Annotated in this window: 20 protein-coding genes; 16 read left to right on the forward strand and 4 right to left on the reverse strand. The window is 32.9% G+C overall.

Annotated features, from left to right (window positions below; translation table 11 throughout):
* Nucleotides 1–20 precede the first annotated feature (20 nt).
* Entirely contained in the window at nt 21–917 is an 897-nt protein-coding gene (locus ACJDUH_RS02655; protein ID WP_406763603.1) for a Gfo/Idh/MocA family protein, read from the forward strand.
* A gap of 109 nt (nt 918–1,026) precedes the next feature.
* Here the strand turns inward: ACJDUH_RS02655 and ACJDUH_RS02660 are convergent, their stop codons facing one another.
* Nucleotides 1,027–1,530 (reverse strand): GNAT family N-acetyltransferase, encoded by a 504-nt coding sequence (locus tag ACJDUH_RS02660; RefSeq protein WP_406763604.1) that lies wholly within the window; start codon nt 1,528–1,530, stop codon nt 1,027–1,029.
* Nucleotides 1,531–1,684: 154 nt separating this feature from the next.
* Here ACJDUH_RS02660 and ACJDUH_RS02665 point away from each other — a divergent pair, with 154 nt between their 5' ends.
* The 7 genes from ACJDUH_RS02665 (at nt 1,685) to rsgA (ending at nt 7,930) form a co-directional block, all read left to right on the forward strand.
* Entirely contained in the window at nt 1,685–2,056 is a 372-nt protein-coding gene (locus tag ACJDUH_RS02665; protein ID WP_406763605.1) for a nuclear transport factor 2 family protein, read from the forward strand.
* A gap of 97 nt (nt 2,057–2,153) precedes the next feature.
* Entirely contained in the window at nt 2,154–3,167 is a 1,014-nt protein-coding gene (locus tag ACJDUH_RS02670) for an aldo/keto reductase (RefSeq protein WP_406765003.1), read from the forward strand.
* A 277-nt stretch (nt 3,168–3,444) separates the two neighbouring features.
* Nucleotides 3,445–3,933, forward strand: a complete 489-nt coding sequence (locus ACJDUH_RS02675) for a helix-turn-helix domain-containing protein (RefSeq protein WP_406763606.1) — start codon at nt 3,445–3,447, stop codon at nt 3,931–3,933.
* A gap of 13 nt (nt 3,934–3,946) precedes the next feature.
* The gene (locus ACJDUH_RS02680) at nt 3,947–4,306 is read left to right on the forward strand and encodes a DUF4180 domain-containing protein (protein ID WP_406763607.1); all 360 of its coding nucleotides are present in this window, start codon (nt 3,947–3,949) and stop codon (nt 4,304–4,306) included.
* A 244-nt stretch (nt 4,307–4,550) separates the two neighbouring features.
* Nucleotides 4,551–5,450 (forward strand): EamA family transporter, encoded by a 900-nt coding sequence (locus ACJDUH_RS02685; protein ID WP_406763608.1) that lies wholly within the window; start codon nt 4,551–4,553, stop codon nt 5,448–5,450.
* 68 nt (nt 5,451–5,518) lie between these two features.
* On the forward strand, nt 5,519–6,403 hold the full coding sequence (locus tag ACJDUH_RS02690) for a DMT family transporter (protein ID WP_406763609.1): 885 nt from the start codon (nt 5,519–5,521) through the stop codon (nt 6,401–6,403).
* A gap of 450 nt (nt 6,404–6,853) precedes the next feature.
* Nucleotides 6,854–7,930 (forward strand): ribosome small subunit-dependent GTPase A, encoded by a 1,077-nt coding sequence (gene rsgA / locus ACJDUH_RS02695; protein ID WP_406763610.1) that lies wholly within the window; start codon nt 6,854–6,856, stop codon nt 7,928–7,930.
* A gap of 63 nt (nt 7,931–7,993) precedes the next feature.
* Here the strand turns inward: rsgA and ACJDUH_RS02700 are convergent, their stop codons facing one another.
* The gene (locus tag ACJDUH_RS02700; RefSeq protein ID WP_406763611.1) at nt 7,994–8,179 is read right to left on the reverse strand and encodes a ferredoxin; all 186 of its coding nucleotides are present in this window, start codon (nt 8,177–8,179) and stop codon (nt 7,994–7,996) included.
* Between the two features lie 328 nt (nt 8,180–8,507).
* Here ACJDUH_RS02700 and cysS point away from each other — a divergent pair, with 328 nt between their 5' ends.
* The 3 genes from cysS (at nt 8,508) to ACJDUH_RS02715 (ending at nt 11,944) form a co-directional block, all read left to right on the forward strand.
* A complete protein-coding gene (gene cysS, locus ACJDUH_RS02705; RefSeq protein WP_406763612.1) occupies nt 8,508–9,923 on the forward strand; it encodes a cysteine--tRNA ligase in 1,416 nt (471 codons plus the stop codon).
* A 153-nt stretch (nt 9,924–10,076) separates the two neighbouring features.
* Nucleotides 10,077–11,396, forward strand: coding sequence for a hemolysin family protein (locus ACJDUH_RS02710; RefSeq protein ID WP_406763613.1), 1,320 nt, complete (start codon nt 10,077–10,079; stop codon nt 11,394–11,396).
* A gap of 155 nt (nt 11,397–11,551) precedes the next feature.
* The gene (locus ACJDUH_RS02715; RefSeq protein WP_406763614.1) at nt 11,552–11,944 is read left to right on the forward strand and encodes a DUF2500 domain-containing protein; all 393 of its coding nucleotides are present in this window, start codon (nt 11,552–11,554) and stop codon (nt 11,942–11,944) included.
* A gap of 81 nt (nt 11,945–12,025) precedes the next feature.
* Here the strand turns inward: ACJDUH_RS02715 and ACJDUH_RS02720 are convergent, their stop codons facing one another.
* Entirely contained in the window at nt 12,026–13,795 is a 1,770-nt protein-coding gene (locus ACJDUH_RS02720) for a sensor histidine kinase (protein WP_406763615.1), read from the reverse strand.
* On the reverse strand, nt 13,788–15,389 hold the full coding sequence (locus ACJDUH_RS02725; protein ID WP_406763616.1) for a response regulator transcription factor: 1,602 nt from the start codon (nt 15,387–15,389) through the stop codon (nt 13,788–13,790). The genes ACJDUH_RS02720 and ACJDUH_RS02725 overlap by 8 nt, the downstream gene beginning before the upstream one ends.
* Nucleotides 15,390–15,637: 248 nt before the next feature.
* Here ACJDUH_RS02725 and ACJDUH_RS02730 point away from each other — a divergent pair, with 248 nt between their 5' ends.
* The 5 genes from ACJDUH_RS02730 to ACJDUH_RS02750 all read left to right on the forward strand — a co-directional run bounded on the left by ACJDUH_RS02730 (nt 15,638) and on the right by ACJDUH_RS02750 (nt 24,195).
* Complete coding sequence (locus tag ACJDUH_RS02730) at nt 15,638–16,951, forward strand: ABC transporter substrate-binding protein (protein ID WP_406763617.1); 1,314 nt, start codon at nt 15,638–15,640, stop codon at nt 16,949–16,951.
* An 87-nt stretch (nt 16,952–17,038) separates the two neighbouring features.
* Nucleotides 17,039–17,935: a carbohydrate ABC transporter permease gene (locus ACJDUH_RS02735; protein ID WP_406763618.1), complete on the forward strand. Its 897-nt coding sequence runs from the start codon at nt 17,039–17,041 to the stop codon at nt 17,933–17,935.
* The gene (locus ACJDUH_RS02740; RefSeq protein WP_406763619.1) at nt 17,932–18,750 is read left to right on the forward strand and encodes a carbohydrate ABC transporter permease; all 819 of its coding nucleotides are present in this window, start codon (nt 17,932–17,934) and stop codon (nt 18,748–18,750) included. The genes ACJDUH_RS02735 and ACJDUH_RS02740 overlap by 4 nt, the downstream gene beginning before the upstream one ends.
* Before the next feature lie 113 nt (nt 18,751–18,863).
* Entirely contained in the window at nt 18,864–21,884 is a 3,021-nt protein-coding gene (gene lacZ / locus ACJDUH_RS02745; RefSeq protein WP_406763620.1) for a beta-galactosidase, LacZ type, read from the forward strand.
* A 127-nt stretch (nt 21,885–22,011) separates the two neighbouring features.
* Nucleotides 22,012–24,195: an alpha-galactosidase gene (locus ACJDUH_RS02750; RefSeq protein ID WP_406763621.1), complete on the forward strand. Its 2,184-nt coding sequence runs from the start codon at nt 22,012–22,014 to the stop codon at nt 24,193–24,195.
* Nucleotides 24,196–24,235 lie beyond the last annotated feature (40 nt).

The following is a 24,235-nucleotide window of genomic DNA, read 5'->3' on the forward strand; positions in this document are numbered from 1 at the left end:
GTTTTGAAAGGAGAAATTTTATGAAAATAGCTGTTATAGGTTTAGGCAATATTGCCCAAAAGGCATATTTGCCTGCAATTACATCCATGGAGGGCATTGAGCTTATACTCTGCTCAAGAAATACAGAAAAACTACAGCAGGTAGCAAATAAATACAGAATCAAGGAATTCGTAAATTCAGTTGATGAGCTTATTAAATTAGATATAGATGCAGCCTTTGTCCATACGGCAACCTCATCTCATGTGGAAATAGCTGAAAAACTTTTACTAAATGGCATAAATGTTTACATAGACAAACCACTATCTGATGATTATGTAAGTGCTAGAAGAATAGGAGAAGCTGCATCGAAATCAGGGAAACTACTTATGACAGGGTTTAACAGAAGATTTGCTCCAATGTACAAAAAGCTTAAAGAAAATGGCAAACCTGATATTATAACAATGCAAAAGAATAGAAGACATGATCCCAAACAGGCAAGAGAATTGATTTATGATGATTTCATCCACGTAGTTGACACCCTTAGATTTCTTATGGACTGCCATGTAACTAATATGGAGGTTTCAAAGGAACTTAGAGATGGAAAACTTTATAATATTGTGCTGAAATTATCCGGAGCAAACTGCACAGCCATAGGAATTATGAATCGTGACAGCGGAATGGGTGAAGAAACAGTAGAGTATATGACTGAGGATAAAAAAATTATTGTAAAGGATATGGTAAATACTATAAGCTATATAAATAACGTGGAATACGTAGAAAAATATAATGATTGGGATAATACCTTATATAAAAGAGGTTTCCAGCCAATAATAGAACATTTTATTAATTGTGTGAAAAATAATAGTAAACCAGATCAAACTATAGAGGATTCACTTATAACTCATCAACTTTGTGAGAAAATAGTAACTAGTATATAAGTTAAATTGCATGAATTTCTAAAGCCTAGTAAAATATAATTAGAAGACTGCATGCAGGTGTTTATATACCTGTATGCAGTCTTTTTTAATAATATATTTTTTTGGGAGGTTAAGCCTCAAGTATTTTGTGGAAAATCAGATCATCAACATATTCACCGGTAACTTGATTCACGTGATGCCTTAATACAGTTCCCGCATGTACAAAGCCTAGTTTTTTTACAGCATTTAAAGAAGCCTGATTGTTGCTGTACACATAGATTCGAGCTATGTTAACGCCGGCCTTCTTCATCTGATCTAAAGCAAAATTAGTAAGTTCTGCAGCAAGTCCAGAACCACGTGCATCGGGATGAGTGGCTGCTGTCAAAAATGCAGCATGGGATTTTTCAATTGATATATCACGTCTGCCTCTAACAAGGCATAAAACATGAGATGGTTCTTTCTTAGTTACAGCAACATAGGAAAGCTGTGCTGGATTGTCTATAAAATTCATGATCTCTTCTTTACCTGTAAACTCAGTAAAAGACACTTCAGATCCTTCTGCTTTTAATAATTCAATTAATGACCATATACTGTCAATGTCGTCGGTCTTTATTCTACGAAAATAATAGTTCAAAATAACACCCCGTTATTATTTATTTCTGGATGGTGAAAAAGATAAAAATAGAATCTCCTCTAAGTTTATGCCAGTAAAAATGATTTAAGTATTGTTTTATATATGCAGTAATTTTATAATTAAAGCAATATTTATTAGATAAAAGGAGAAAATCATGATAAATAAACAAAAAGATATAGCTAAGGCTTTTCTTCAAGGAGCTGTAACTGACAAAGTTCGTGAGGTTTACGAGTTATATACATTACCTAATTTTAAACATCATAATGGATTTTATAGCGGTGATAGAGAATCACTTTTAGAAGGAATGCTTCATAGTAATACAGTTTTTCCAAATAAAAAGTTAACTATAAAATTGGCAGTTTCAGAGCCACCATATGTTACATTGCTTTCTCATGTTCAAATCACAGAGGATAAAGCGGTGGCTGTGGTTCATATGTATCGTTTTGAGGGTGAAAAGATTGCTGAAATGTGGGATATATCTCAAGAGGTTCCTGAGAATTCCCCTAATGAAAATGGTATGTTTTAATAATCATTTTGAGTGCTTAACAAAATAATAGCGAAATCAACAAAGTATGTTAAAATATAAGCAAGATTTAAATATAAACTATAAGAAAGGTGATAGCATGGTAAATGTTACATTGGGAAGAACGGGAATAACAGTAAACAGGAATGGCTTTGGTGCTCTTCCAGTTCAACGTGTTTCTAACGACGAAGCAATAAAGCTTCTAAGAAATGCTTATGCAAATGGAATTAATTTTTTTGATACTGCAAGGAGTTATACTGATAGTGAGTATAAAGTAGGACTTGCCTTAAGTGAAGTCAGGGATAAAATAATTATAGCAACAAAAACACCATCCACTACTGTGGAAGGATTTTGGAGCGATTTAGAAAAAAGTCTAACTTTGCTTAAAACAGATTATATCGATATTTACCAGTTTCATAATCCAAGCTTTTGCCCTAAGCCAAATGATGGGACAGGACTCTATGAGGCAATGCTAGAGGCTAAAGAACAAGGGAAAATTCGCTTTATAGGTATTACTAATCATAGACTTCCAGTAGCTATAGAAGCAGTTGAATCAGGACTATATGACACTTTACAGTTCCCTTTTAGCTATCTAGCTGATAAAAAAGACGAAGACTTAGTAAATCTATGTAAAGAGAAAAATGTGGGTTACATATGCATGAAAGCTTTGTCAGGTGGACTTATAACAAGAAGCGATGCTGCTTATGCATATCTTTCTCAGTTTGATAACACATTACCTATTTGGGGAGTTCAACGAGAAAATGAGCTTGATGAGTTCATTTCTTATATTGAGAATCCACCTGTGATGACTACAGAGATTAAAGAATTTATCGAGAATGAAAGAAAAGAGCTTGTTGGTGAATTCTGCCGCGGCTGTGGATATTGTATGCCTTGTCCTGTAGGTATAGAAATTAATAATTGTGCAAGAATGGCACTGCTTCTTCGACGTTCTCCTACTGAAGGACATCTTTCTGAGGAAGGGCAAGCTAAGATGAAAAAAATTGAGGATTGTATAGAGTGTGGTAATTGTAAGGCTCATTGCCCTTATGGACTTGACACGCCAAATCTTTTGAAGAGAAACTATGAGGACTATAAAACATTCTTAAATAAATAGAACTTAACTAAAATTAAAATTTCAATATCTGCAACAATAAAATCCTCGGGTAAGTATTACCGAGGATTTTTCTTTTTATAACTGAATAACGAATATAACTATTAACAATGCAAAGTTATTATAAATAGATATTTTACTATATAAAAACAATAATTGGAATGAAACAAAATGCAATAAAGTTAAATAAAGTATAATAAAGTATAATAAATTACTTGACGAATACAAAAAGAATTACTATAATTTCATTATAGTTTAATTTTGAAAGGATAGATTTTTTATGGAAAATCAATTTTATACAATAGATAAAATCGCAGAAATATTAGGTATGCATCATAAAACTATAAGAAAGTTTATAACTGAAGGTAAGCTTGGTGCAACTAAAGTTGGAAAGCAGTGGAGAATTTCAGGCCATGATTTAAGTGTCTTTATAGAAAAAAATAATTGTACTATTAATGAAAAAAAGGTTAGTAAAGAGTCCAATATTGATTTTGCTATCAATGAGGAAGAGAAAGACATAGTGAATCAAAAGATAAATATATCTACTGTTGTAGACATTAATGATGTAGATAAAGATGAGTATATGAGAATTTCAAATACTCTTATAGCTTTAATGAATTGTAAAGACTCTAAAATGGGAAAAGCAAAAATTAATATGAAATATGAATATAAAGAAGAGAGATTACGAGTAATACTGTGGGGAAAGCTAGAGTTTATTGAAGGAATGCTTAGTTCAATTTCAATGCTTGTAGAGCAAACTAATTTATAGGGAGACTAACAAAATGGATTATAGGATAATAGAGAAGAACAACAAAAAATATATTGAGTGTGTTTTTAGACAGGGGAATCTTTCTGCAGAACAAGATGTGTTAGATTTAATAGGTATATGTATTGGAAATGATGTATATGCATTAGTACTTTACATTGATGCATTTTCTGAAGACTTCTTCAACCTTAAAACTGGTTTGGCAGGAATGATTCTGCAGAAATTTATAAATTATCATATAAAAGTTGCCGTTATTTTAGATAAGGAAGTAGCATTTAATGATAGATTTAAAGAAATGATTATGGAAGCTAACAAAGGAAAGCACTTCAGAACATTTAAGAATATTATGGATGCTGAAGTCTGGATTTTAAGTTAATGATATAAGGAGAAAAGTAATATGAATTTTATGGAGGAACTGCAGTTATTCCTCCTATTTTTATGGCAAAAATTAATTACATAACTATATAAAGAAAATTTTCTAAAGCCATGCTATAATATAAGCTGTGTAAAAACAAAAGCAAAGGAGGTTAAAGTCCTAAATGGACTTTAACGAGTAGTTTGCGAGTGGAAGCGAGTAGTCTTAAACTACTCAGTGTTTCAGACTAAAAGGAGGAAATTACATGAATTCAATATTTAAAGGGGAAGAAAGAAACACTTATCTGGCATATTTAGCAGTTTGTATACTTTGGGGTTCAACATATTTGGCAATAAGAATAGGGGTAAGTGAGTTTCCGCCAGCTCTATTTGCTGGATTTAGGTTTTTAACTGCGGGCCTTATAATGTTGTTATTTTCAGTTTATAAAGGGATGAAGCTTCCTAAGGATTTTTCAGAGACCTTGAAGATCTCAATAGTTGGGCTGTTTCTATTACTAGGTGGAAATGGCTGCGTAGTTTTGGCTGAGAAAAACGTAAATTCAGGGATAGCATCACTTTTAGTTGCAACCGTACCACTTTTTATGGCTCTAATAGAACTATTTTTACCTGGCAGAGCAAGGCTTAATTTAAAAGGATGGATAGGACTTTTATTAGGCTTTGGGGGAGTAGCAATTTTAGCCTTTCCGAACTCAAATGGCTCCTCAGGAAGTATTTTGGGTATAGTACTTCTACTTATAGGTTCTTTTTCCTGGGCAATGGGCTCTGTATATTCTAAAAGCTTTAAGGCAACAGCATCAATAATTCCTAACATCGCAATACAAATGCTTGCAGGCGGAATAGGCTTGATTATAGTAGGCACTTTCTTTGGAGAGTTTTCAAAACTTCATGTTACCTCAAAAGGTATTGGCGCAATAGTTTACTTGATTATATTTGGTTCTATATTAGGCTACAGCTGTTATGTTTATATACTTCATAAATGGCCTACAGCTAAGGCAGGAACTTATGCTTATGTAAATCCTCTAGTAGCAGTCTTCCTCGGAGCTATTGTACTTAATGAGCCTTTGACATTTTGGGTAGTAATGTCAACTGTTGTTATCCTAGGTGGCGTAATTTTGGTACAGACCTCGAAAACTAAAATACAATAGTATATTTGCCAAAAATCACCTATAATTATATACGGTAAATATTTTAATAATAAGCAAAGGTGAGCAGCATGGAACAAACAAAGCTAGTAAATTCCGAAAATAAACGAAACAAAGCAATAATTATGCAAATACTTGCAGCAGTACTCTGGAGTACTGGAGGAATGCTTATTAAACTTGTTGATTTAGGTCCAATGGCTATAGCTGGCATAAGAAGTTTAATTACAACCATTGTTATTTTCTCATTCCTTAAGAAATCTTCATTGAAATTAACATGGAACAAGGCCTTTGGAGCTGTATCCTATACAGCTTTGGTAGTTCTATATATATCTGCAACAAAAACCACTACCGCTGCTAATGCGATTTTACTTCAGTATACCTCACCAATATACATTGCCATATTTGGCGGGTGGCTTTTAAATGAGAAGGCTAAACTTAAGGACTGGATTATCATAATGATTATTATATGCGGAATGGCACTGTTTTTTATGGATGATATTGCAGGTGGAAGCCTTAAGGGAAATATACTTGCTGTATTCAGCGGTGTTGCCTTGGCCTTTAATACAATGTTTATGAGAAGGGAAAAAGATGCAGATCCTCTGGAAAATGTGTTTTGGGGGAGTATTTTAACCATGCTTGTAAGTTTACCTTTTGTATTTGAAAAGGTTCCAAGCCCAAAGAGCATAGTTGGCCTTATACTGCTTGGAGTATTTCAACTGGGATTTTCTTATGTACTTTATGCCAAGGCAATTAAAAAAATAACGGCTTTAGAATCAACATTTTTGTCTTTAGTTGAGCCGCTTCTAAATCCGCTGTGGGTGTTTTTAACTATTGGTGAATTACCTGGGAAATTATCAATTTTAGGAGGAGTAATTGTTCTAGCTTCGGTAACTGTGAGCTGTTTAAAGCCTAAAAGGAAGGTTACTGCGGAATTAATGGACAAGATTGAAATATAAATTGATATTAGGTAATTTCAGCATTGACAAAATCTTTATATAATCATATATTATAAATGTGTAAATATTTTTAATAATTAAACATTTCATGAAAGGGAGTGTGTTTTAATGATTGCAAATTTTAAGGTGATTGCTTCTTAAAACTAAATATGGGCAAAGATGTGACCATTAGGATAATTATATCTTTTTTTGTGTCGGATTTTTGCAGCCTAAATTAACCTTTCATAATTACTGTGTATATGTAATGCATAAACATCACCGAAGGGTGGTGCTTTTTTACCGCAAAATGCAGTCTGATTTTATGGGGTGCTTTCTGCGGTATTTTTATGCTCATTTTTAGTGAAGGAAAGGAGAGATGTTTTATGAAAAGCATATATTTAAAAGAAAAAAACAGTGTATTAATTTTAGATTTAGTAATGGAGAAATTAAAGAAAAAGTTGGAGGTAATTAATGAACAATATTATTGAAAAATATGGTTATACAGATTTTTATAAAGTACAGGAAGCTATGTATAATTCTATAGAAGGTGAACTTATACCTGGAAGAGTTGTAGAAGTTCAAAGGGAGCAGTACAAGATTATAACTAAGGAAGGTGAGAGTACTGCAAAGCTTAAGGGCTCTTTATTTTACAATACGGCTGTAATAAGTATTTATCCTTCTGTTGGAGACTTTGTACTTGTAAAGCATAATCCTTATGGAGAAGATATTATTTATCATGTACTTACAAGAAAAAGCAAGTTTTCAAGGCTTGATTCCTTTAATGAAGTAGAGCAGATAGTAGCTGCAAATTTTGATTATGTTTTTATTATGACATCTTTAAATAAGGATTTTAACCTAAGAAGAATAGAAAGATATTTAACCTCTGCCTGGGAAAGCGGAGCAGTGCCTGTAATTGTTTTAACAAAAGCTGATTTATGCAGTGACTATTCAGCTTATATTGAAGAGTTAGAACAAATTGCCTTTGGTGTTGCTATTGTTCCCATAAGTACCATTACTGGAGAGGGGCTTAAGAAATTAGAAGAATTTATTAGACCTTGCAAAACTATAGTATTTCTGGGTTCATCAGGTGTAGGGAAATCCAGCCTTGTTAATGCTATAGCAGGGGAAGAAATTATGAAAGTCAGCATCATTAGAGAAGATGACAGCAAGGGCCGTCACACCACTACTCACAGGCAGCTAATTATGCTCGAAAATGGCACTATGATTATTGATACTCCAGGCATGAGGGAGCTTGGCATGTGGAATGCCACTGAAGGCTTAGATACAGCTTTTTCTGATATTGAAGATTTATCAATTAAGTGTAAATTTAGTGATTGCAGCCATACCAGTGAACCTGGCTGTGCCGTAAAAGCAGCTTTAGTAAGTGGAGAGCTCACATCTGAAAGGTGGGAAAGCTATTTAAAACTTAAGAGGGAAATCAGGTATGCTGAAATGAAAGAAAATTCTTCAATGAGGGCAAATGAAAAGGCACGATGGAAGAATTTATCTAAGCTGCAGAAACAATTAAAAAAAGGCGGAACATTTTAATAATATAAAGGAGGCATTGCAAAATAACTTTTAAATAAGTTAGGTGCAATGCCCCTTTAATGTTTATTCGATTTTAATAGCTTCTACAGGGCAAGAAGTTTCAGCATCCTTAGCTTCAGCTTCATTTGAAGAATCTACATCTCCAATAACACCTGCCTTACCATCATCCTCCATTTCAAAAACATCTGGAGTAATGGAAGCACATAAACCGCAACCTATACAGGTTTCTTTATCAACAAAAGCCTTCATTAAAATCATCCCCTTCATATATTCATTACATAATAATAATAATCTAAATTACCAAAATTAACTGTGATTTAAATCAAAAATAAATATATAGAATATAATAAGTATACAATTTAATTTACATGGTATATAATAACTTTATATTAAAGATATGGAGGTTTATCAAAATGGGATTCTGCTGTTGTTGTTATTTAAATAATTTAATACTTTTATATTTAAATAGCAATAAGTCTGCAAATTTTTGAGATAAGCGCAACTTGAAACTAAAATTAAGATTATCTACTGCAGGTTTTTGCCTGCAGTTTATTTTTTTGAAGAAAGGGAGAATATTATGGGCTTTTCAATTTACAACACCTTAACAAGAAATAAGGAAGAGGTTAAACCTATTGAGGATGGTAAAATAAGGCTCTATACCTGTGGACCTACAGTTTACAATTATGCACATATAGGTAATTTAAGAACCTATATTTTTGAAGATGTTCTTAAAAAGTCTTTGGAGTATGCAGGTTTTAAGGTTAAACATGTAATGAATATAACAGATGTTGGGCATTTGGAATCAGACTCTGATACTGGTGAAGATAAAATGTCTAAAGGAGCAATGAGAGAGAAGAAAACTGTATGGGAAATTGCAAGATATTATGAAGAGGCATTTTTAAAGGACTGTGAACATTTAAATATCATAAAGCCAGAAGTTGTGTGCAGAGCCACAGAACACATTGAAGATATGATAAAGTTTATACAAATATTAGAGAAAAAAGGTTTTACCTATAGGGCAAATGGCAATGTTTATTTCGCCATTAAAAAGTATCCAGAATATACAGAGCTTGCAAACCTAAGCATAGATGAACTTGTGGCAGGCAGCAGGGTTGAGGTGGACATCTATAAAAAGAATCCATTAGACTTTGTATTATGGTTTACAAACTCAAAGTTTAGTAATCAAATAATGCAGTGGGAGTCACCATGGGGTAAGGGTTTTCCTGGCTGGCATATTGAATGCTCTGCAATGTCAATTAAGTATCTTGGGGAAAGGATAGACATACATTGTGGAGGCATAGATCATATTCCTGTCCATCATACAAATGAAATAGCTCAATCAGAAAGTGCAGTAGGTCATAAGTGGGTTAATTATTGGATGCATGGCGAATTTCTGGTACTTGATAATGGTAAGATGTCTAAATCAAACGGAGATTTTTTAACTGTGTCAAGACTTATAGAAGAAGGATTCAGTCCATTAGATTATAGATATTTTTGTCTTCAGTCTAAATATAGGAAGCAGCTTGTGTTTAGCTTTGAAAGTCTTACTGAGGCTAAAAAATCCTTTAATAAATTAAAAGAAAAAATTAAAAAAATAGTAGAAAGTAAAAAGCTTGGTGAAGCTTGCCATACGAATAAAGTTAAAAGCTATCAGCAAAAGTTTTTAGCTCAAGTAAGTGATGATTTAAATATTGCAAATGCTTTTACAGTTTTATCAGATGTTATAAAAGATGATAAATTGAGTACCTCAGAGAAATTTTATTTAATTGAAGATTTTGACAAGATCTTTTCTCTTGACCTAACTAAAGCGAATGATTTAAATGAAAAACTTTCGTTAGATAAAGAATATATTAATAATTTTATATTGGAAAGAGACGAGGCAAGAAAAGAAAAAAACTGGGCTAGAGCAGACGAAATCAGAAATATACTTTTAAATGAGAATATAGAATTAGTTGATTTAAGAGAAGGTACAACATGGAGAGTAAAACAATAAAGCTTATTATTTTGTGTTAGGTAGTATATATAATTATGAATTTGAAGAAATTAAATATAATAATTAGAAAGTTTCTTTAATTAAATTTGTAAAATTACAATAATTATGGTATTATCAATGTTACAGAATTTTATAGGGGGTAACTAACAAGAAATGAAAACAGAACCTGATCCTGCGAATATAACTTCGCAGTTAATTTTAATAGCCATACTAACATTAATCAATGCATTTTTTTCTGCCGCAGAAATGGCAATTGTGTCACTTAATAAAAATAAAATAAAGGTACTTGATGAAGAAGGGGATAAAAAGGCAAAACTTCTATTAAAACTAATGGAAGAGCCAACAAAATTCTTGTCTACAGTACAAGTAGGGATAACCCTTGCGGGCTTCTTTTCCAGTGCTTCAGCTGCTACAGGAATCTCAAAGAACTTGTCTTTTTATTTAAATAGGCTTAATATTCCATATAGCGAACAAATAGCCTTAGTAGGGGTAACGGTGGTTCTCTCTTATATAACCTTGGTTTTCGGAGAATTATTTCCAAAGAGAGTGGCTTTGCAAAAATCTGAAGCTTTGGCAATGGCAGTGGTAAAACCAATTATGTTTGTATCAAAAATAGCAGTTCCTTTTGTAAAACTGCTTTCTGCATCCACAAATATTTTGGTTAGATTAACTGGACTTGAAATAGAAGGACTAGACGAGAAGGTATCCAAAGAAGAAATTAGGTCTATGGTGGAAGCCGGGCAAGAAAACGGTGTTATTAATGAAACAGAAGTAGAAATGATTAATAGCATCTTTGAATTTGATGATAAACTTGCCAGCGAGGTGATGACTCCTAGAACTGAAGTGTATTTAATCAATATTGATACTCCTTTAATGGAATATTTAGATGAGTTAATTGAAGAGAGATATTCAAGAGTACCTGTCTATGAGGGAGATACAGATAATATTATTGGTATTCTTTATATGAAAGACTTCTATGCAGAAGCAAGAAAACATGGTTTTGAAAATGTAGATATAAAAACTATTCTACATCCACCATATTTTGTACCAGAAACAAAGAATATTGATGAACTATTTAAAGAACTTCAGGTTTCTAAAAAGCATATGGCTGTATTAATAGATGAATATGGAGGCTTCTCTGGAATAGTTTCTATAGAGGATCTTATAGAAGAAGTTATGGGGAATATAGAGGATGAATATGATGATGATGAACCAGAAATAAAGAAAATCGATACTAATACATCTATAGTGGATGGAATGCTTTCAATTGATGACTTTAATGATTACTTTGATGTTAAGATTGAAAGTGACGATTATGATACAATAGGTGGATTCCTAATAGATCTTTTAGGACGTATTCCTGAAGGTGCAGAAGAAAACAATATTGAATATGAAAATCTTATATTTAAGATATTGGAAGTTAAGGAAAAAAGAATTGAAAAGATAAAGGTTTATGTTCAAAAGGATTCTTAGTTTTATATTAAAATTTATGCTCTGCAGAAATGTAGAGCTTTTTTATATGCTATTTAGATTAATCTTACAACGCTTAAAAGTCTAAAAAAAGAATTATAGTTAATTTGTAGAATATATTAAAATAGAAATATTTAATTTCAAAGTGGGGGTTATATATGATGCCTTTTGATCCATTTAACAGTTTCTTATTTAATTTTACATCTATTTTTGTACCTATTATTTTTATTATTGTTTTTGTTGGGTTTATATTTGTTTTTGCTAAAGGAATTAAGACCTGGAGCTACAATAATGGGCAGCCTGTGCTTTCTGTTTGGGCAAAGGTGGCAAGTAAAAGAACCAATGTTACCAGCACTATGCATAATGATAATGGAATTCAACACCACTCCACCTCAACAACCTATTATGTCACCTTTGAGGTAGAAAGTGGCGACAGAATGGAATTTACCGTAATTGCTAATGAATATGGCATGTTAGTAGAAGGAGATACTGGGAAGCTTACTTTTCAAGGAACTAGGTATAAGGGATTTAATAGGGATAGAGGAGAATAATAGGAAATTAACAAATTAAAAAGTAAAAAAACCGACCGTAAGGTCGGTTTTGCTTTTCAATGAAGCTTCTCTAGATCTAACTTAAATTACTGGCAAAGATACATTTACTGTAGTCCCAACCCCAAGTTCACTTCTTATAGTAACTCCATACTCATTACCATAAAGCATTTTAATTCTATCATCAACATTTTTAATTCCTATTCCAGTAAAATGCTTATTTTTCGATGGAAGGTCAGAGTTAAGTTTTGATAATTGTTCCTCGTCTATACCGGTTCCATTATCTACAATTTCACAAAATAAATTATTATTCTTTTCGGAAATAAATACATGTATTCGACCTTCCTTATCACCATTAAAGGCATGAAAAAATGCATTTTCTATAAAGGGTTGGAGTATAAGCTTCGGTAGTCTATAATGCATACATTGAGGCGTTACATAAAAGCTGGTTTTTATGTCTTCTCCATAGCGCATTTCATTTATATAAACGTAGTGCTTAAGATTCTCAATTTCCTGATCAACTGTAATAGTTTCACTTGTGTTGCTAATGGTATTTTGAAGCAGGGATATAAAAGAATCAATGGTCTCACTGGTTTTCTCCTTATCACCTTTTAATGCAAGCCACTTTATAGAGGCTAAGGTGTTATATATAAAATGAGGATTTATCTGCATTTGAAGCGTAGATAATTCTGCTTGTCTTTGCTTTTTCTGGGCTATAAGAAGCTTATCTATATAAGCATTTAAATCATCCAGCATAAAATTAAAGGATCTGCTCAGCCTTTCTATTTCATAGCCACCTTGAAGGTTTATATGATTTTTAAAGTTGCCTTCTGTTACTTTTGACATCTCTTTTACTAGAATTCTTAAAGGCTTTGTTGTTTTTCGAGTAATAAAAAATAATATAATTACTGAGGAACCTACTATAAGACTGCAGATAATAACAATTTCATTTATGTTATACATTGCATCAAGGGCAACCTTTGTATCTACTCTATTAACTAAATAGAAATCATAAATGGGCATGTAATTTGATAAAACAGTATAGTTTTTACCCTTTGACTTTATATCCATATACTTTATTTTCTCGTTATTAATTTTTTTAGCAGCATTAAGCAGGTCCTCATCTTTTTGCCCTATAAGGCTCTTATTATTTGAAGAAACAATTGTACCGTCAGAAGCTATCATAAAAATATCATTTCCCTTAGTAGGAAAATTGGAATACAGCTTGCTGAACACATTTTCATTAATAGTAATATAAAGCACTCCAAACTGCTGCTTTGTATTTTTATCCTGAAGTATCTTTGTAGCCACTATAACCTTTTTATTTACTGTTGAGCTTGTATATCCAAAGCTTCTATATTGATATAGAAGCTTATCTGGGTTTTCTAGAGCATTTCTTGTAACCAGGTCTTCTCTAATGGCATCCTTGGATGAAACTAATACAGAAGAGCTTCTAACATAAGTAGAATTATTCTTGCCTAAAACAATAAAATCAATATTTACAGGGTCTAAAACTGCCTCAATAGGCTTTAGGTGTTGCTTAAGGTTGTATATAGTATTAACCTCATCTATTATGTCGCTGCTGTTATCAGTTAGATATTTTCGAAAGGCCCAACTGTTATTAACTGTGTTCATAACGGTTATTAGCTTGTCATTTAATTCTGCAGAATTATCTTGTATTTGATTTAAGATTCTAGTATTAGTTATGCTGAAGTTATTAATAAAAAGTCTTTTTGATATGTCCATTACAGAAAAAGCAGTTATAACTGAAACAGCTATACTGCTAATAAGCATTATTAAGGCCAATTTAAAAAATAGACTCAGGGATCTGAATTTTTTAATAAATTTATTCATAGTTTCCTCGTTTGCTCAACATAATATTTTTTCTGAATTTGCTAGGAGTTACTCTTTTTACTTTTTTAAATACCTTACAGAAGTAACTATGGTCTGAGTAGCCAACAAGATAACTAACTTCTGAAACAGGGATATCTTCATTCTTTAAAAGCTCTATAGCCTTTTCTACACGGATTTTATTAAGGTACTCACTAAAGCCTTCTGCCAAATGAGAGCTAAAATAAGAGGAGAGATAATAATAGTTAAAATGAAATTTATCAGCAATTTCTTTAAGTGATAATTGTTCATTATAGTGATTTGAAATATACTGGGTAATTTTATTTATAATTTCATCATTAACCGAGAATTCTTTATTATTAATTATTTTAGCTATTACTTGCTCTATACTTTCAAATATATTTAGGAGATCTAATCCATATTTTGCAGCATCAATTTTTTGAAAGTATTCAATTTTTGAGTGATTAATTTCCACCACATCAAAGTGCAGCTCATCTAAAATGCTTATTATATTATAAAGTGCACTTTGAAAAAGAGTTTTTAGTTCAAATTCACTTAAGGAGCAGTGTGTTAATGCATTAGAAATATATTGTTTCAAATAATTAAAAGCTGAAGATATATTAAGCTCATAGAGCATTTCGGAATAGTGTTTGAAATCAAATTTTTCCTTATATGCATTTATAGGGAATTCCTCCTTAGAAATAAGCTTCTTATCCTTTAAAAAGAATTTGCAGCCAAGAAGAGGCTTAAAATTATCATTATAAATCTCTTTAATTTTATTTAAGGATATAAAAATGTCACTTATAGTAAGGTAAATATCAGGATAAGCTGCTGACATATTTAACAGCATGTCATTAACCGCCTTTAAAAGTTCACCATGACTTTTCTTTTCAAAATTGATCAATAACATGAATATGTCTTTATCTATATCTAACTCATAAAAAATAAATTTATCAAAGAAGGTCTTTGATTTTTTTGATAGAAGTAATTTTATGTTCGAAGGATTTTTAGAGGCCTTATCATAAATCCTTTTGGTATCCATGCCAATAAAAATAAAGCTGTCATATGGAAAAACTTTAGTAATTAATGACAAATCAGTATCAAAACCAGAAGCAAATTTGCTTAGTTCATTACTTACATTCAATTCAATTTTATCAGTTTTTATAACTAAATTAGGAATGCTTAAGGCAATATTTTTTAAAAGAGTAAGTACCTCCTCTGGGTTTATCTTAGGTTTAAGTATATAATCGTTTACTCCAAGTTTGAAGGTGCCTTTTACATAATTAAAATCACTATAGCCGCTTAAAATTACTATTTGTATTTCAGGATAATTTTCTTTAATATATCTTACAAGCTCTAAGCCATCCATAACAGGCATAACAATATCTGTAATTACAATATGGGGTTTAAGAGTCTCAATTAAGATTAAGGCTTCTTTTCCATTAGATGCTTCACCAACTATTTCAAAGCCTTCTTTATGCCAATCCACAAGGTGCTTAATTCCTTGCCTAAGAAGGTATTCATCATCAACTACTAAGATTTTGCATAAGTTATCCAATGCTATCAAATCCTTTAATAAATAATAATAAGTTATCATTTTAATTATAGAACAGGGGATTACACTTTTCAATTACAGGACAGGGAATTAGCTCCTACATGAAAAGGTATACAAAAATATTTTTAAAATCTTAAAATTTTACTATTTTAAAAATTTAGTATATAAATAATATATTAAAATTGCACAAATTCATATAAATATATTCTTACTTAATTTTCTGAATTTAAGCTACAATATATTTAGAAACAATGTAAAGCGTTTCATTTAAGTAAAGGGGGAAAAAAATAATGAAATCAAAGAAGATAATGGCACTTGCATTAGGTGCAATTATGACTTTAGGTCTATCAGCTTGTGGGAATTCAGCAGCAAGCAATACTCAGGCTCCTCAAGATGGAGGCAAAAAGAAGCTTGTAATATGGGCATGGGATGGCACCTTTAACGTAGTTGCTGCAAATGAAGCAAAAGCTATCTATCAAAAAGAAAATAAGGATGTAGATGTTGAAGTAGTGGAAATGGCTCAGAATGATATAGTACAAAAATTAAACACGAACTTAAGTGCAAATTCTACAGATGGATTACCTAACATAGTACTTATGGAAGATTATAGAGCACAAAACTTTTTAAGTGCATACACAGATTCCTTTAAGGATATATCAGGTAAGGTTAATTCCTCAGATTTCATGAATTATAAGATTAAATCTGATAGTGTAAATGGTAAATTATATGGACTTCCATTTGATAGCGGAGTTACAGCTTTATTCTATAGAACTGATTTAATAGAGCAAGCAGGCTATAAAAAGGAAGATATGAACAATCTTACCTGGGATAAGTTCATAGAAATTGGTAAGGCTGTTAAGGCTAAAACTGGAAAAGCAATGCTTACCTTAGATCCAAGTGACCTAGGCTTAATAAGAGTAATGATGCAGTCAGCTGGTCAATGGTATGTTAAGGAAGATGGAAAAACTGTAAACATAGCAGATAATCAAGCACTTAAGGAATCTATAAAAACTTGGAAGAATCTAATGGATGCAGGAATTGTTAAGCCAATTACAGGCTGGGATAACTTTGTTGGTGCCTTCCAAAAGGGTGATGTTGCTTCAGTTCCTACAGGCTGCTGGATTTCAAGCTCAGTTATGAAATCACAAGATCAAAGCGGTAAATGGGCAGTTGCTCCTATTCCAAGATTAAGTACAGTTCCAAGTTCGGTAAATGCCTCAAATCTTGGAGGTTCAAGCTGGTATGTACTAAGCAAAGTTGGTAACTCAGATTTAGCAGTAGATTTTCTAGCTAAAACATTTGGCAGCAGTAAAGAACTTATGAATACCTTAGCAGAAAAGATCAATCTTGTAAGCACATTAAAATCTGCTTCAAGTGTTGATAACTACAATAAATCAATTGACTTCTACGGCGGACAAAAGCTGATGCAGGATTTTGCAACTTGGTCTGCAAAGATTCCAGCTGTTAACTATGGTTCAAGTACCTACAACATTGAAGATATTCTATCAGGTGCAGTTCAGAACATTGTAAGCAAAAATGCAAATCTAGATACTACACTTAAGGATGTGCAAAAGCAGGCAGAAGCTGCTGTAGCTAATCAATAAGCATATACTAATGCAAATCGCTATTTGATTTTGAGAAAAAAGTAATATAATCTCTATCAAATAGCGATTTACTTTAATAAAGGGGGTATGACTTTGAAAATTAATAAAAAAGGCACCTTAGAGAGAAAGCATAATATTATTGGCTGGTGTTTTACAATCATAAGCATATTATTGATAGTTACTTTTGTTTTTTATCCTATGATACAAGCCTTTATTACCTCCTTAAAGTCAGGAACCGGTAATAACTTAAGATACGTAGGATTCAATAATTATAAAAGGCTTTTAACGGATGATACTTTTAAAAAAGCAGTTACTAATACTTTAATATATTTAATAGTTCAAGTTCCTATAATGATTTTATTGGCTTTATTCATTTCCGTACTTTTAAATGACAAAAACCTTAAAGGAAAAGGCTTTTTCAGAACAGCAATATTTTTACCCTGTGTTACATCTCTAGTAGCCTATTCTGTAATATTTAAAAGCTTATTTGCCAACGATGGTTTAATTAATAAACTTCTATTAAATATACACTTAATTTCAGCACCAATTTCTTGGATGACAAGTCCTTTTTGGGCTAAAATCACAATTATAATAGCAATAACTTGGCGATGGACAGGTTATAATATGATATTTTATTTAGCTGGCTTACAAAATATAGATCCAGCAATTTATGAGGCAGCAAGAATAGATGGGGCTTCGGAAGTAAAACAATTCTTCAATATTACAATACCCTTACTTAAACCGATTATATTATTTACAACAATTACTTCTACTACTGGAACCCTGCAGATTTTTGATGAAGTAATGAATATCACTGGAGGCGGACCAGGAAATGCCTCAACTACAATTTCACAATATATATACAATCTAAGCTTTAAATATACAGCAAACTTTGGATATGCAGCAGCAGTTTCCTATACAATTTTAGCTATGATTGTTATATTATCACTAATTCAATTTAAAGTGGCAGGTGATAATAAATGAGAAAGACAACAAAGATACTTAAATATATATTTTTAGCAGCGGCAGCTTTAATTTCAATTTTCCCATTTCTATGGATGCTAATAAGTGCGACTAATAAGTCCATAGAGGTTAGTAGAGGCTCCTTATTACCTGGGACATATTTATTTGAAAACCTGAAAAATCTTTTTGCAAACAATTTGAACTTTGCTAATTCCTTAGTTAATTCGGCTAAAATTGCAGTAATAACAACAGTTTTGGCACTAATCATTTCCTCTTTAGCAGGTTATGGCTTTGAAATTTATAAAACTAAATTCAGAGATAAAATATTTGCTATTTTACTTTTGTCAATGATGGTTCCTTTTGCATCACTTATGGTACCCCTATTTAGGATGTTTAGAAGCTTTAAAGTATTTGGATTAAATACTACTGCTTCAGTAATTATTCCAAGTGTAGCCACAGCCTTCTTAATTTTCTTCTTTAGGCAAAATACAAAGGCTTTTCCAAAGGACTTGTTAGAGGCTGGCCGTATTGATGGCTTAAGCGAAATACAGCTGTTTACTAAGATTTATGTTCCCACTATGAAGTCTACCTACGCAGCAGCTGCTATAATTACTTTTATGAGCAGCTGGAATAACTATATGTGGCCCCTTATTACGCTGCAAACTGCAAGTAAAAGAACAGCACCGCTAATAATATCAACAATGAGTTCCTCTTACACACCAGATTATGGTATGATAATGGCGGGAATAGTTATCGCAACTTTGCCAACAGCATTAGTATTCTTTTTAATGCAAAAACAATTTGTAGAAGGAATGCTTGGTTCTGTTAAGGGCTAGTGCGGCAAAAGAAACGTCCCTATGCCGTATTTTATAAAATAAGAATAAAGAGTTAGTAATTGAGAAGATATTATAATTATTAACTCTTTTTTTATACTTAAGGAGGTAACACAATGAATTTTAAGACTCCAAGCACAGCTTGGCTTTCAGATCCATCAATTTTTGCAGTTAATAGATTAGAACCACACTCAGATCACAAATACTACTTAACTATGGAAGAAGCAAAAAAAGGGGAAATGACACTAAAGAAAAGCTTAAATGGAAATTGGAAGTTTCACTTTGCACTTAATCCAAATGATAGAATTAATAATTTTTATGAAGAAGATTTTGATTGTAATGCTTGGAAGGATATAACAGTACCAGGACATATTCAATTACAAGGCTATGATAAACCCCAATATGTAAATACCATGTATCCTTGGGATGGGCACAGCTTTTTAAGACCTCCATATATATCGAATGAATATAATCCTGTAGGAAGCTATGTTAAATATTTTACCCTGGAAGAAGAACTTAAAGACAAGCCACTGTTTATTTCCTTCCAAGGAGTAGAAAATGCGTTTTACCTTTGGTTAAATGGTAAGTTTGTAGGCTATAGTGAAGACAGCTTTACCCCCTCTGAATTTGATTTAACGCCCTTTATAAAAAATGGCGAAAATAAGCTGGCAGTAGAAGTTTACAAAAGGTCTACAGGGGCCTGGCTGGAGGATCAGGATTTTTGGCGCTTCTCCGGTATATTTAGAGAGGTTTATTTATATACGGTTCCTAAAACTCATATCTCAGACATCTTTGTAAAAACAAACTTAGATAGTGAATATAAAAATGCAGTATTAGAAATGGATTTTAAAATAATTGGTGAGCTTAAGGGGCAGGCATCATTAGAACTAATGGATAAAGATGGTTTAGCTATTGCCTTCTTAAATGAGGCTTCACTTAAGGATTTTATGTCCCTTAAGCTGGCTCTTAGCAATGTAAAGCTTTGGAGCGCTGAAGATCCATATCTTTATACACTTTATATTTATATTAAAGATAATGCAGGCAATATTATTGAAATTGTTCCTCAAAAAATTGGCTTTAGAAAATTTGAAATTATAAATAAGGTTATGAAGATAAACGGCAAGAGAATAGTCTTTAAGGGTATAAATCGTCACGAATTCAACTGCAGAAGAGGAAGAGCTATAACTAAGGAAGATATGCTTTGGGACATTAGATTTCTAAAACAAAACAATATAAATGCCGTAAGAACCTGCCATTATCCAAATCAAAGCTATTGGTACGAGCTTTGTGATGAATATGGGATCTATTTAATAGATGAGACTAATTTGGAAACCCATGGTTCATGGCAGAAGATGGGTGCAATTAAGCCTGATTGGGTTATTCCTGGCGACAAACCTGAATGGCTTAACATTATATTAGACAGGGCAGCTTCCATGCTGGAAAGAGATAAGAATCACCCATCTATACTAATTTGGTCCTGTGGAAATGAGTCCTTTGGCGGAGAAAACTTATTTAAAATGTCTGAGTACTTCAGAAAAAAGGATCCTTCCAGACTGGTACATTACGAAGGTGTCTTTAACGACAGAAGGTTCAATAATACAAGTGATATGGAAAGCAGGATGTATGCTAAAGTTAATGCTATAGAGGAATATTTAAATAGTAATCCTGAGAAACCTTACATAAGCTGTGAATATATGCATGCTATGGGGAACTCCTGCGGCGCAATGCACAAGTATACAGAGCTTGAAGACAAGTATGAAATGTATCAGGGCGGATTTATCTGGGATTATATAGATCAGTTTATAGTTAAAGAAGATAGCTTTGGCAGAGAATTCTTAGCCTATGGCGGTGATTTTGAAGACAGACCAACAGATTATAATTTCTGCGGCAACGGTATAGTATATGCAGATAGATCAGTCTCACCAAAGGTGCAGGAAGTTAGAAAACTCTATGAAAATATAAAGCTTATAGCTGATAAAAATGGAGTTTTAATTAAAAATAATAATATTTTTATAGACACCACAGAATATTATCTTGAATATTACATTGAATATAATGGCAAGGAAATTTATAAAGATAATATAGAGATTAATATTAAAGCAGGTGAAGAAAAGTATGTTGACTTCAATTTGCCTAAGGTTTATGAAGCTGGCGAATATTCCATAAATACTGCTTTTAAACTTAAAAAGGCTGCTCCATGGGCAGACAGAGATCATATAATTGCCTTTAGCCAGTATGTATACAAGGCAGAGGGGAAAGCTGCTTTTAATAAAATGGAAAAGCCTACAGTAATAAATGGCGATGTGAATATAGGAGTAAATACTAGAGACTTTAGTGTATTATATTCAAAGCAAGAGGGTGGAATAGTATCCTTAAGATATGGAGGCAAGGAGGTTATTACCAGAGTACCAATGCCAATATATTGGAGGGCCATGACGGATAATGACAGAGGAAATGGTCAGGGCTATAGATGTGGTCAGTGGCTTCAAGCAAGCATGTTTCAACGCTTAAAAGAGGTTCAAGTAGCAGAAGATGACTATAGTGTAACTGTAAAATACACCTATGCTTTACCTACTGTACCAGAAACAGAGGTAATAGCAGCCTACACCACCTATGGTAATGGTGAAATTAAGGTTTGCTGTGACTATAAAGGAACTGAAGGGCTACCAGAACTTCCTATCTTCGGCTTTTCAATTAAATTATCTGCAGAATTTGACAGCTTCAAGTGGTATGGCCAAGGACCAGAGGAAAATTATTGTGATAGACTGCAGGGCGCAAAATTAGGAATCTTTGAAAAGTCAGTAATTGATAATGTTTCAAAATATGTTGTGCCTCAAGAAAGTGGAAATCATACAGGAGTAAGACAGGCAGAGATTAAAAATAAAAACGGCTTTGGGCTAAAGTTTAAGGCATTAGAAAACCCCTTTGAACTTGGAGTGTCACCTTATACAGCCTTTGAACTTCAAAATGCACTTCATCAATATGAACTACCACCTGTAAATTACACTGTAGTTACCATTGCAGCAAAACAGATGGGTGTTGGAGGAGATGACAGCTGGGGTGCTCCAGTGCATAAGGAATATCTCATAGATTCCTCTAAAGATATACATTTTGAATTTGTAATAGGAAAATGTTAATACTTAAATTTTAAAATAATTTAAGGAACTTACTGCTGACAAAATGTCAGTAGTTTTTTCCTATAAGAAGTATTTTTTAACACAAAGCTAAATTACCAAAGTTTATTAGAAAGGTAAAGGATTAATTATGAGTATTATTTATAATAATGAACATAAAATTTTTCATTTACAGGCAGGAGATACAAGCTATGTTATGAAGGTTTTAGAAGAAGGGTATCTTACCCATCTATATTGGGGAAGGAAGGTAAGAGACATAAGTGCAGAAGAGGCATTAGTTCTTGTTGAAAGATGTTCTTTTTCGCCAAATCCTAATCGGTTAAATAAATTACTTTCCTTGGATACCTTGCCTCAGGAATATCCTACCTATGGAAGCACAGATTATCGCACTCCTGCTTATGAATTGCAGCTTGAAAATGGGTCTACAGTAACGGAGCTTAAATATGAGACTCACAAAATTATAAAGGGCAAACCAAAACTTGAAGGTTTACCTGCAACTTATACAGAAAGTGATAGTGAAGCAGAAACACTGGAAATAGTCATGATTGATGAGCTAATTGGACTTAAGGTAATATTATCCTACACCATATTCGAAGAATATAATGTCGTTACTAGAAATGTTCGATTTGTGAATAATGGTAATACAAAGCTCAAACTTCTTCGGGCTTTAAGTATGAGTATAGATTTTAATAGTGATATGTATGATTTTATACATCTTTATGGTTCTTGGGCAAGGGAAAGACACATTGAAAGAAGACCTCTCTTCCAGGGAAATCAATCAGTAGAAAGCAGGCGTGGTGCAAGCAGTCACAATCATAATCCTTTTATTTGCTTATTAAGTAAGGGAGCTTCAGAGGAATATGGTGATGTCTTTGGCTTTAGCCTGGTTTATAGCGGTAATTTTCTGGCTCAAGCAGAAGTTGCCGAGTATAGTACAACAAGAGTATCTATGGGAATAAATCCTTTTGACTTTTCATGGATATTAGCGCCGGGAGAAGAATTTCAAACTCCAGAGGTGGTAATGGTTTACTCAAGTGAGGGGTTAGGTCAAATGTCTAGGACCTATCATAAACTTTATAGAAACAGGTTGTGCAGAGGCAAATTTAGAGATGAAAAGAGACCTGTTCTAGTAAATAATTGGGAGGCCACTTACTTTTACTTTAATGCTGATAAAATAGAAGGTATAGCTAAGGTAGGAAAGGAACTTGGCTTTGAACTTTTGGTATTAGATGACGGCTGGTTTGGCAGACGAAACAGTGATACAAGTTCTTTAGGGGACTGGGTTGCAGATCCTAAAAAATTACCTAAGGGGCTTGAGGCTTTAGCTAATAGTGTTAATAATATAGGTCTACAATTTGGACTATGGTTTGAACCGGAGATGGTATCAACCGATAGCGATTTATATAGGCAGCATCCTGATTGGTGTATTCATGTACAGGGTAGAAGGCGCTCTGAGGGCAGAAATCAGCTGGTCCTTGATTTATCAAGAGAAGAGGTTTGTAATTATATTATTCATTCAATATCTTATGTTTTAAAATCAGCCCCAATTAACTATGTGAAATGGGACATGAATAGAAATATGACAGAAATAGGCTCAGAAAGCCTGCCTTATGAAAGGCAGAGAGAAACGGCCCATAGATATATTTTGGGTTTGTATAGAGTTATGGATAAAATAACTAGTGATTTCCCTAATGTATTATTTGAAAGCTGCTCAGGTGGTGGCGGCCGATTTGACCCTGGAATGCTATACTATATGCCTCAAACCTGGACTAGTGATGATACTGATGCAGTTGAAAGACTAAAGATACAATATGGAACTAGTATTGTATATCCTTTAAGTACTATGGGAGCCCATGTATCTGCAGTACCCAATCATCAAGTTCACAGAAATACATCCCTTAAAATGAGAGGGGACACAGCTATGTCTGGTAATTTTGGCTATGAGCTAGATCTTACAAAGCTTACAGAAGGGGAGAAGGACATAGTAAAAGCACAGATAGCTGAATATAAAGAATTACGAGAACTTATACAGTTTGGCAGTTTGTATAGGCTGCTAAGTCCTTTTGAAGGAAATGAAGCTGCCTGGATGGTGGTTTCAGAAGATAAAAGTGAGGCTTTCGTAGCTTATTTCAGAGTACTTGCAGTACCAAATGGACCAATCACTAGGTTAAATTTAAAAGGTCTAGACCCAAATAGAAATTATTCAATAGCCGGTAAGATTGGAGTTTACGGCGGAGATGAGCTAATGTATACAGGTCTAAGCATCCCTAAATTGCAGGGGGACTATCAAAGTGTTACATGGAGCTTAAAATAAGATTAGTGAGCCACGGGAATTTTTCTCGTGGCTCATTTTA

Origin of the sequence: Candidatus Clostridium radicumherbarum (assembly GCF_045310525.1) — a bacterium.
GTDB classification, from domain to species: domain Bacteria; phylum Bacillota; class Clostridia; order Clostridiales; family Clostridiaceae; genus Clostridium_AT; species Clostridium_AT radicumherbarum.

Coding starts and splice junctions, on each gene's coding strand:
- ACJDUH_RS02655 (WP_406763603.1), top strand. CDS start 21: ATGAAAATAGCTGTTATAGGTTTAGGCAATATTGCCCAAAAGGCATAT.
- ACJDUH_RS02665 (WP_406763605.1), top strand. CDS start 1,685: ATGATAAATAAACAAAAAGATATAGCTAAGGCTTTTCTTCAAGGAGCT.
- ACJDUH_RS02670 (WP_406765003.1), top strand. CDS start 2,154: ATGGTAAATGTTACATTGGGAAGAACGGGAATAACAGTAAACAGGAAT.
- ACJDUH_RS02675 (WP_406763606.1), top strand. CDS start 3,445: ATGGAAAATCAATTTTATACAATAGATAAAATCGCAGAAATATTAGGT.
- ACJDUH_RS02680 (WP_406763607.1), top strand. CDS start 3,947: ATGGATTATAGGATAATAGAGAAGAACAACAAAAAATATATTGAGTGT.
- ACJDUH_RS02685 (WP_406763608.1), top strand. CDS start 4,551: ATGAATTCAATATTTAAAGGGGAAGAAAGAAACACTTATCTGGCATAT.
- ACJDUH_RS02690 (WP_406763609.1), top strand. CDS start 5,519: ATGGAACAAACAAAGCTAGTAAATTCCGAAAATAAACGAAACAAAGCA.
- rsgA (WP_406763610.1), top strand. CDS start 6,854: ATGAACAATATTATTGAAAAATATGGTTATACAGATTTTTATAAAGTA.
- ACJDUH_RS02700 (WP_406763611.1), bottom strand. CDS start 8,179: ATGAAGGCTTTTGTTGATAAAGAAACCTGTATAGGTTGCGGTTTATGT.
- cysS (WP_406763612.1), top strand. CDS start 8,508: ATGGGCTTTTCAATTTACAACACCTTAACAAGAAATAAGGAAGAGGTT.
- ACJDUH_RS02710 (WP_406763613.1), top strand. CDS start 10,077: ATGAAAACAGAACCTGATCCTGCGAATATAACTTCGCAGTTAATTTTA.
- ACJDUH_RS02715 (WP_406763614.1), top strand. CDS start 11,552: ATGATGCCTTTTGATCCATTTAACAGTTTCTTATTTAATTTTACATCT.
- ACJDUH_RS02720 (WP_406763615.1), bottom strand. CDS start 13,795: ATGAATAAATTTATTAAAAAATTCAGATCCCTGAGTCTATTTTTTAAA.
- ACJDUH_RS02725 (WP_406763616.1), bottom strand. CDS start 15,389: ATGATAACTTATTATTATTTATTAAAGGATTTGATAGCATTGGATAAC.
- ACJDUH_RS02730 (WP_406763617.1), top strand. CDS start 15,638: ATGAAATCAAAGAAGATAATGGCACTTGCATTAGGTGCAATTATGACT.
- ACJDUH_RS02735 (WP_406763618.1), top strand. CDS start 17,039: ATGACTTTGAAAATTAATAAAAAAGGCACCTTAGAGAGAAAGCATAAT.
- ACJDUH_RS02740 (WP_406763619.1), top strand. CDS start 17,932: ATGAGAAAGACAACAAAGATACTTAAATATATATTTTTAGCAGCGGCA.
- lacZ (WP_406763620.1), top strand. CDS start 18,864: ATGAATTTTAAGACTCCAAGCACAGCTTGGCTTTCAGATCCATCAATT.
- ACJDUH_RS02750 (WP_406763621.1), top strand. CDS start 22,012: ATGAGTATTATTTATAATAATGAACATAAAATTTTTCATTTACAGGCA.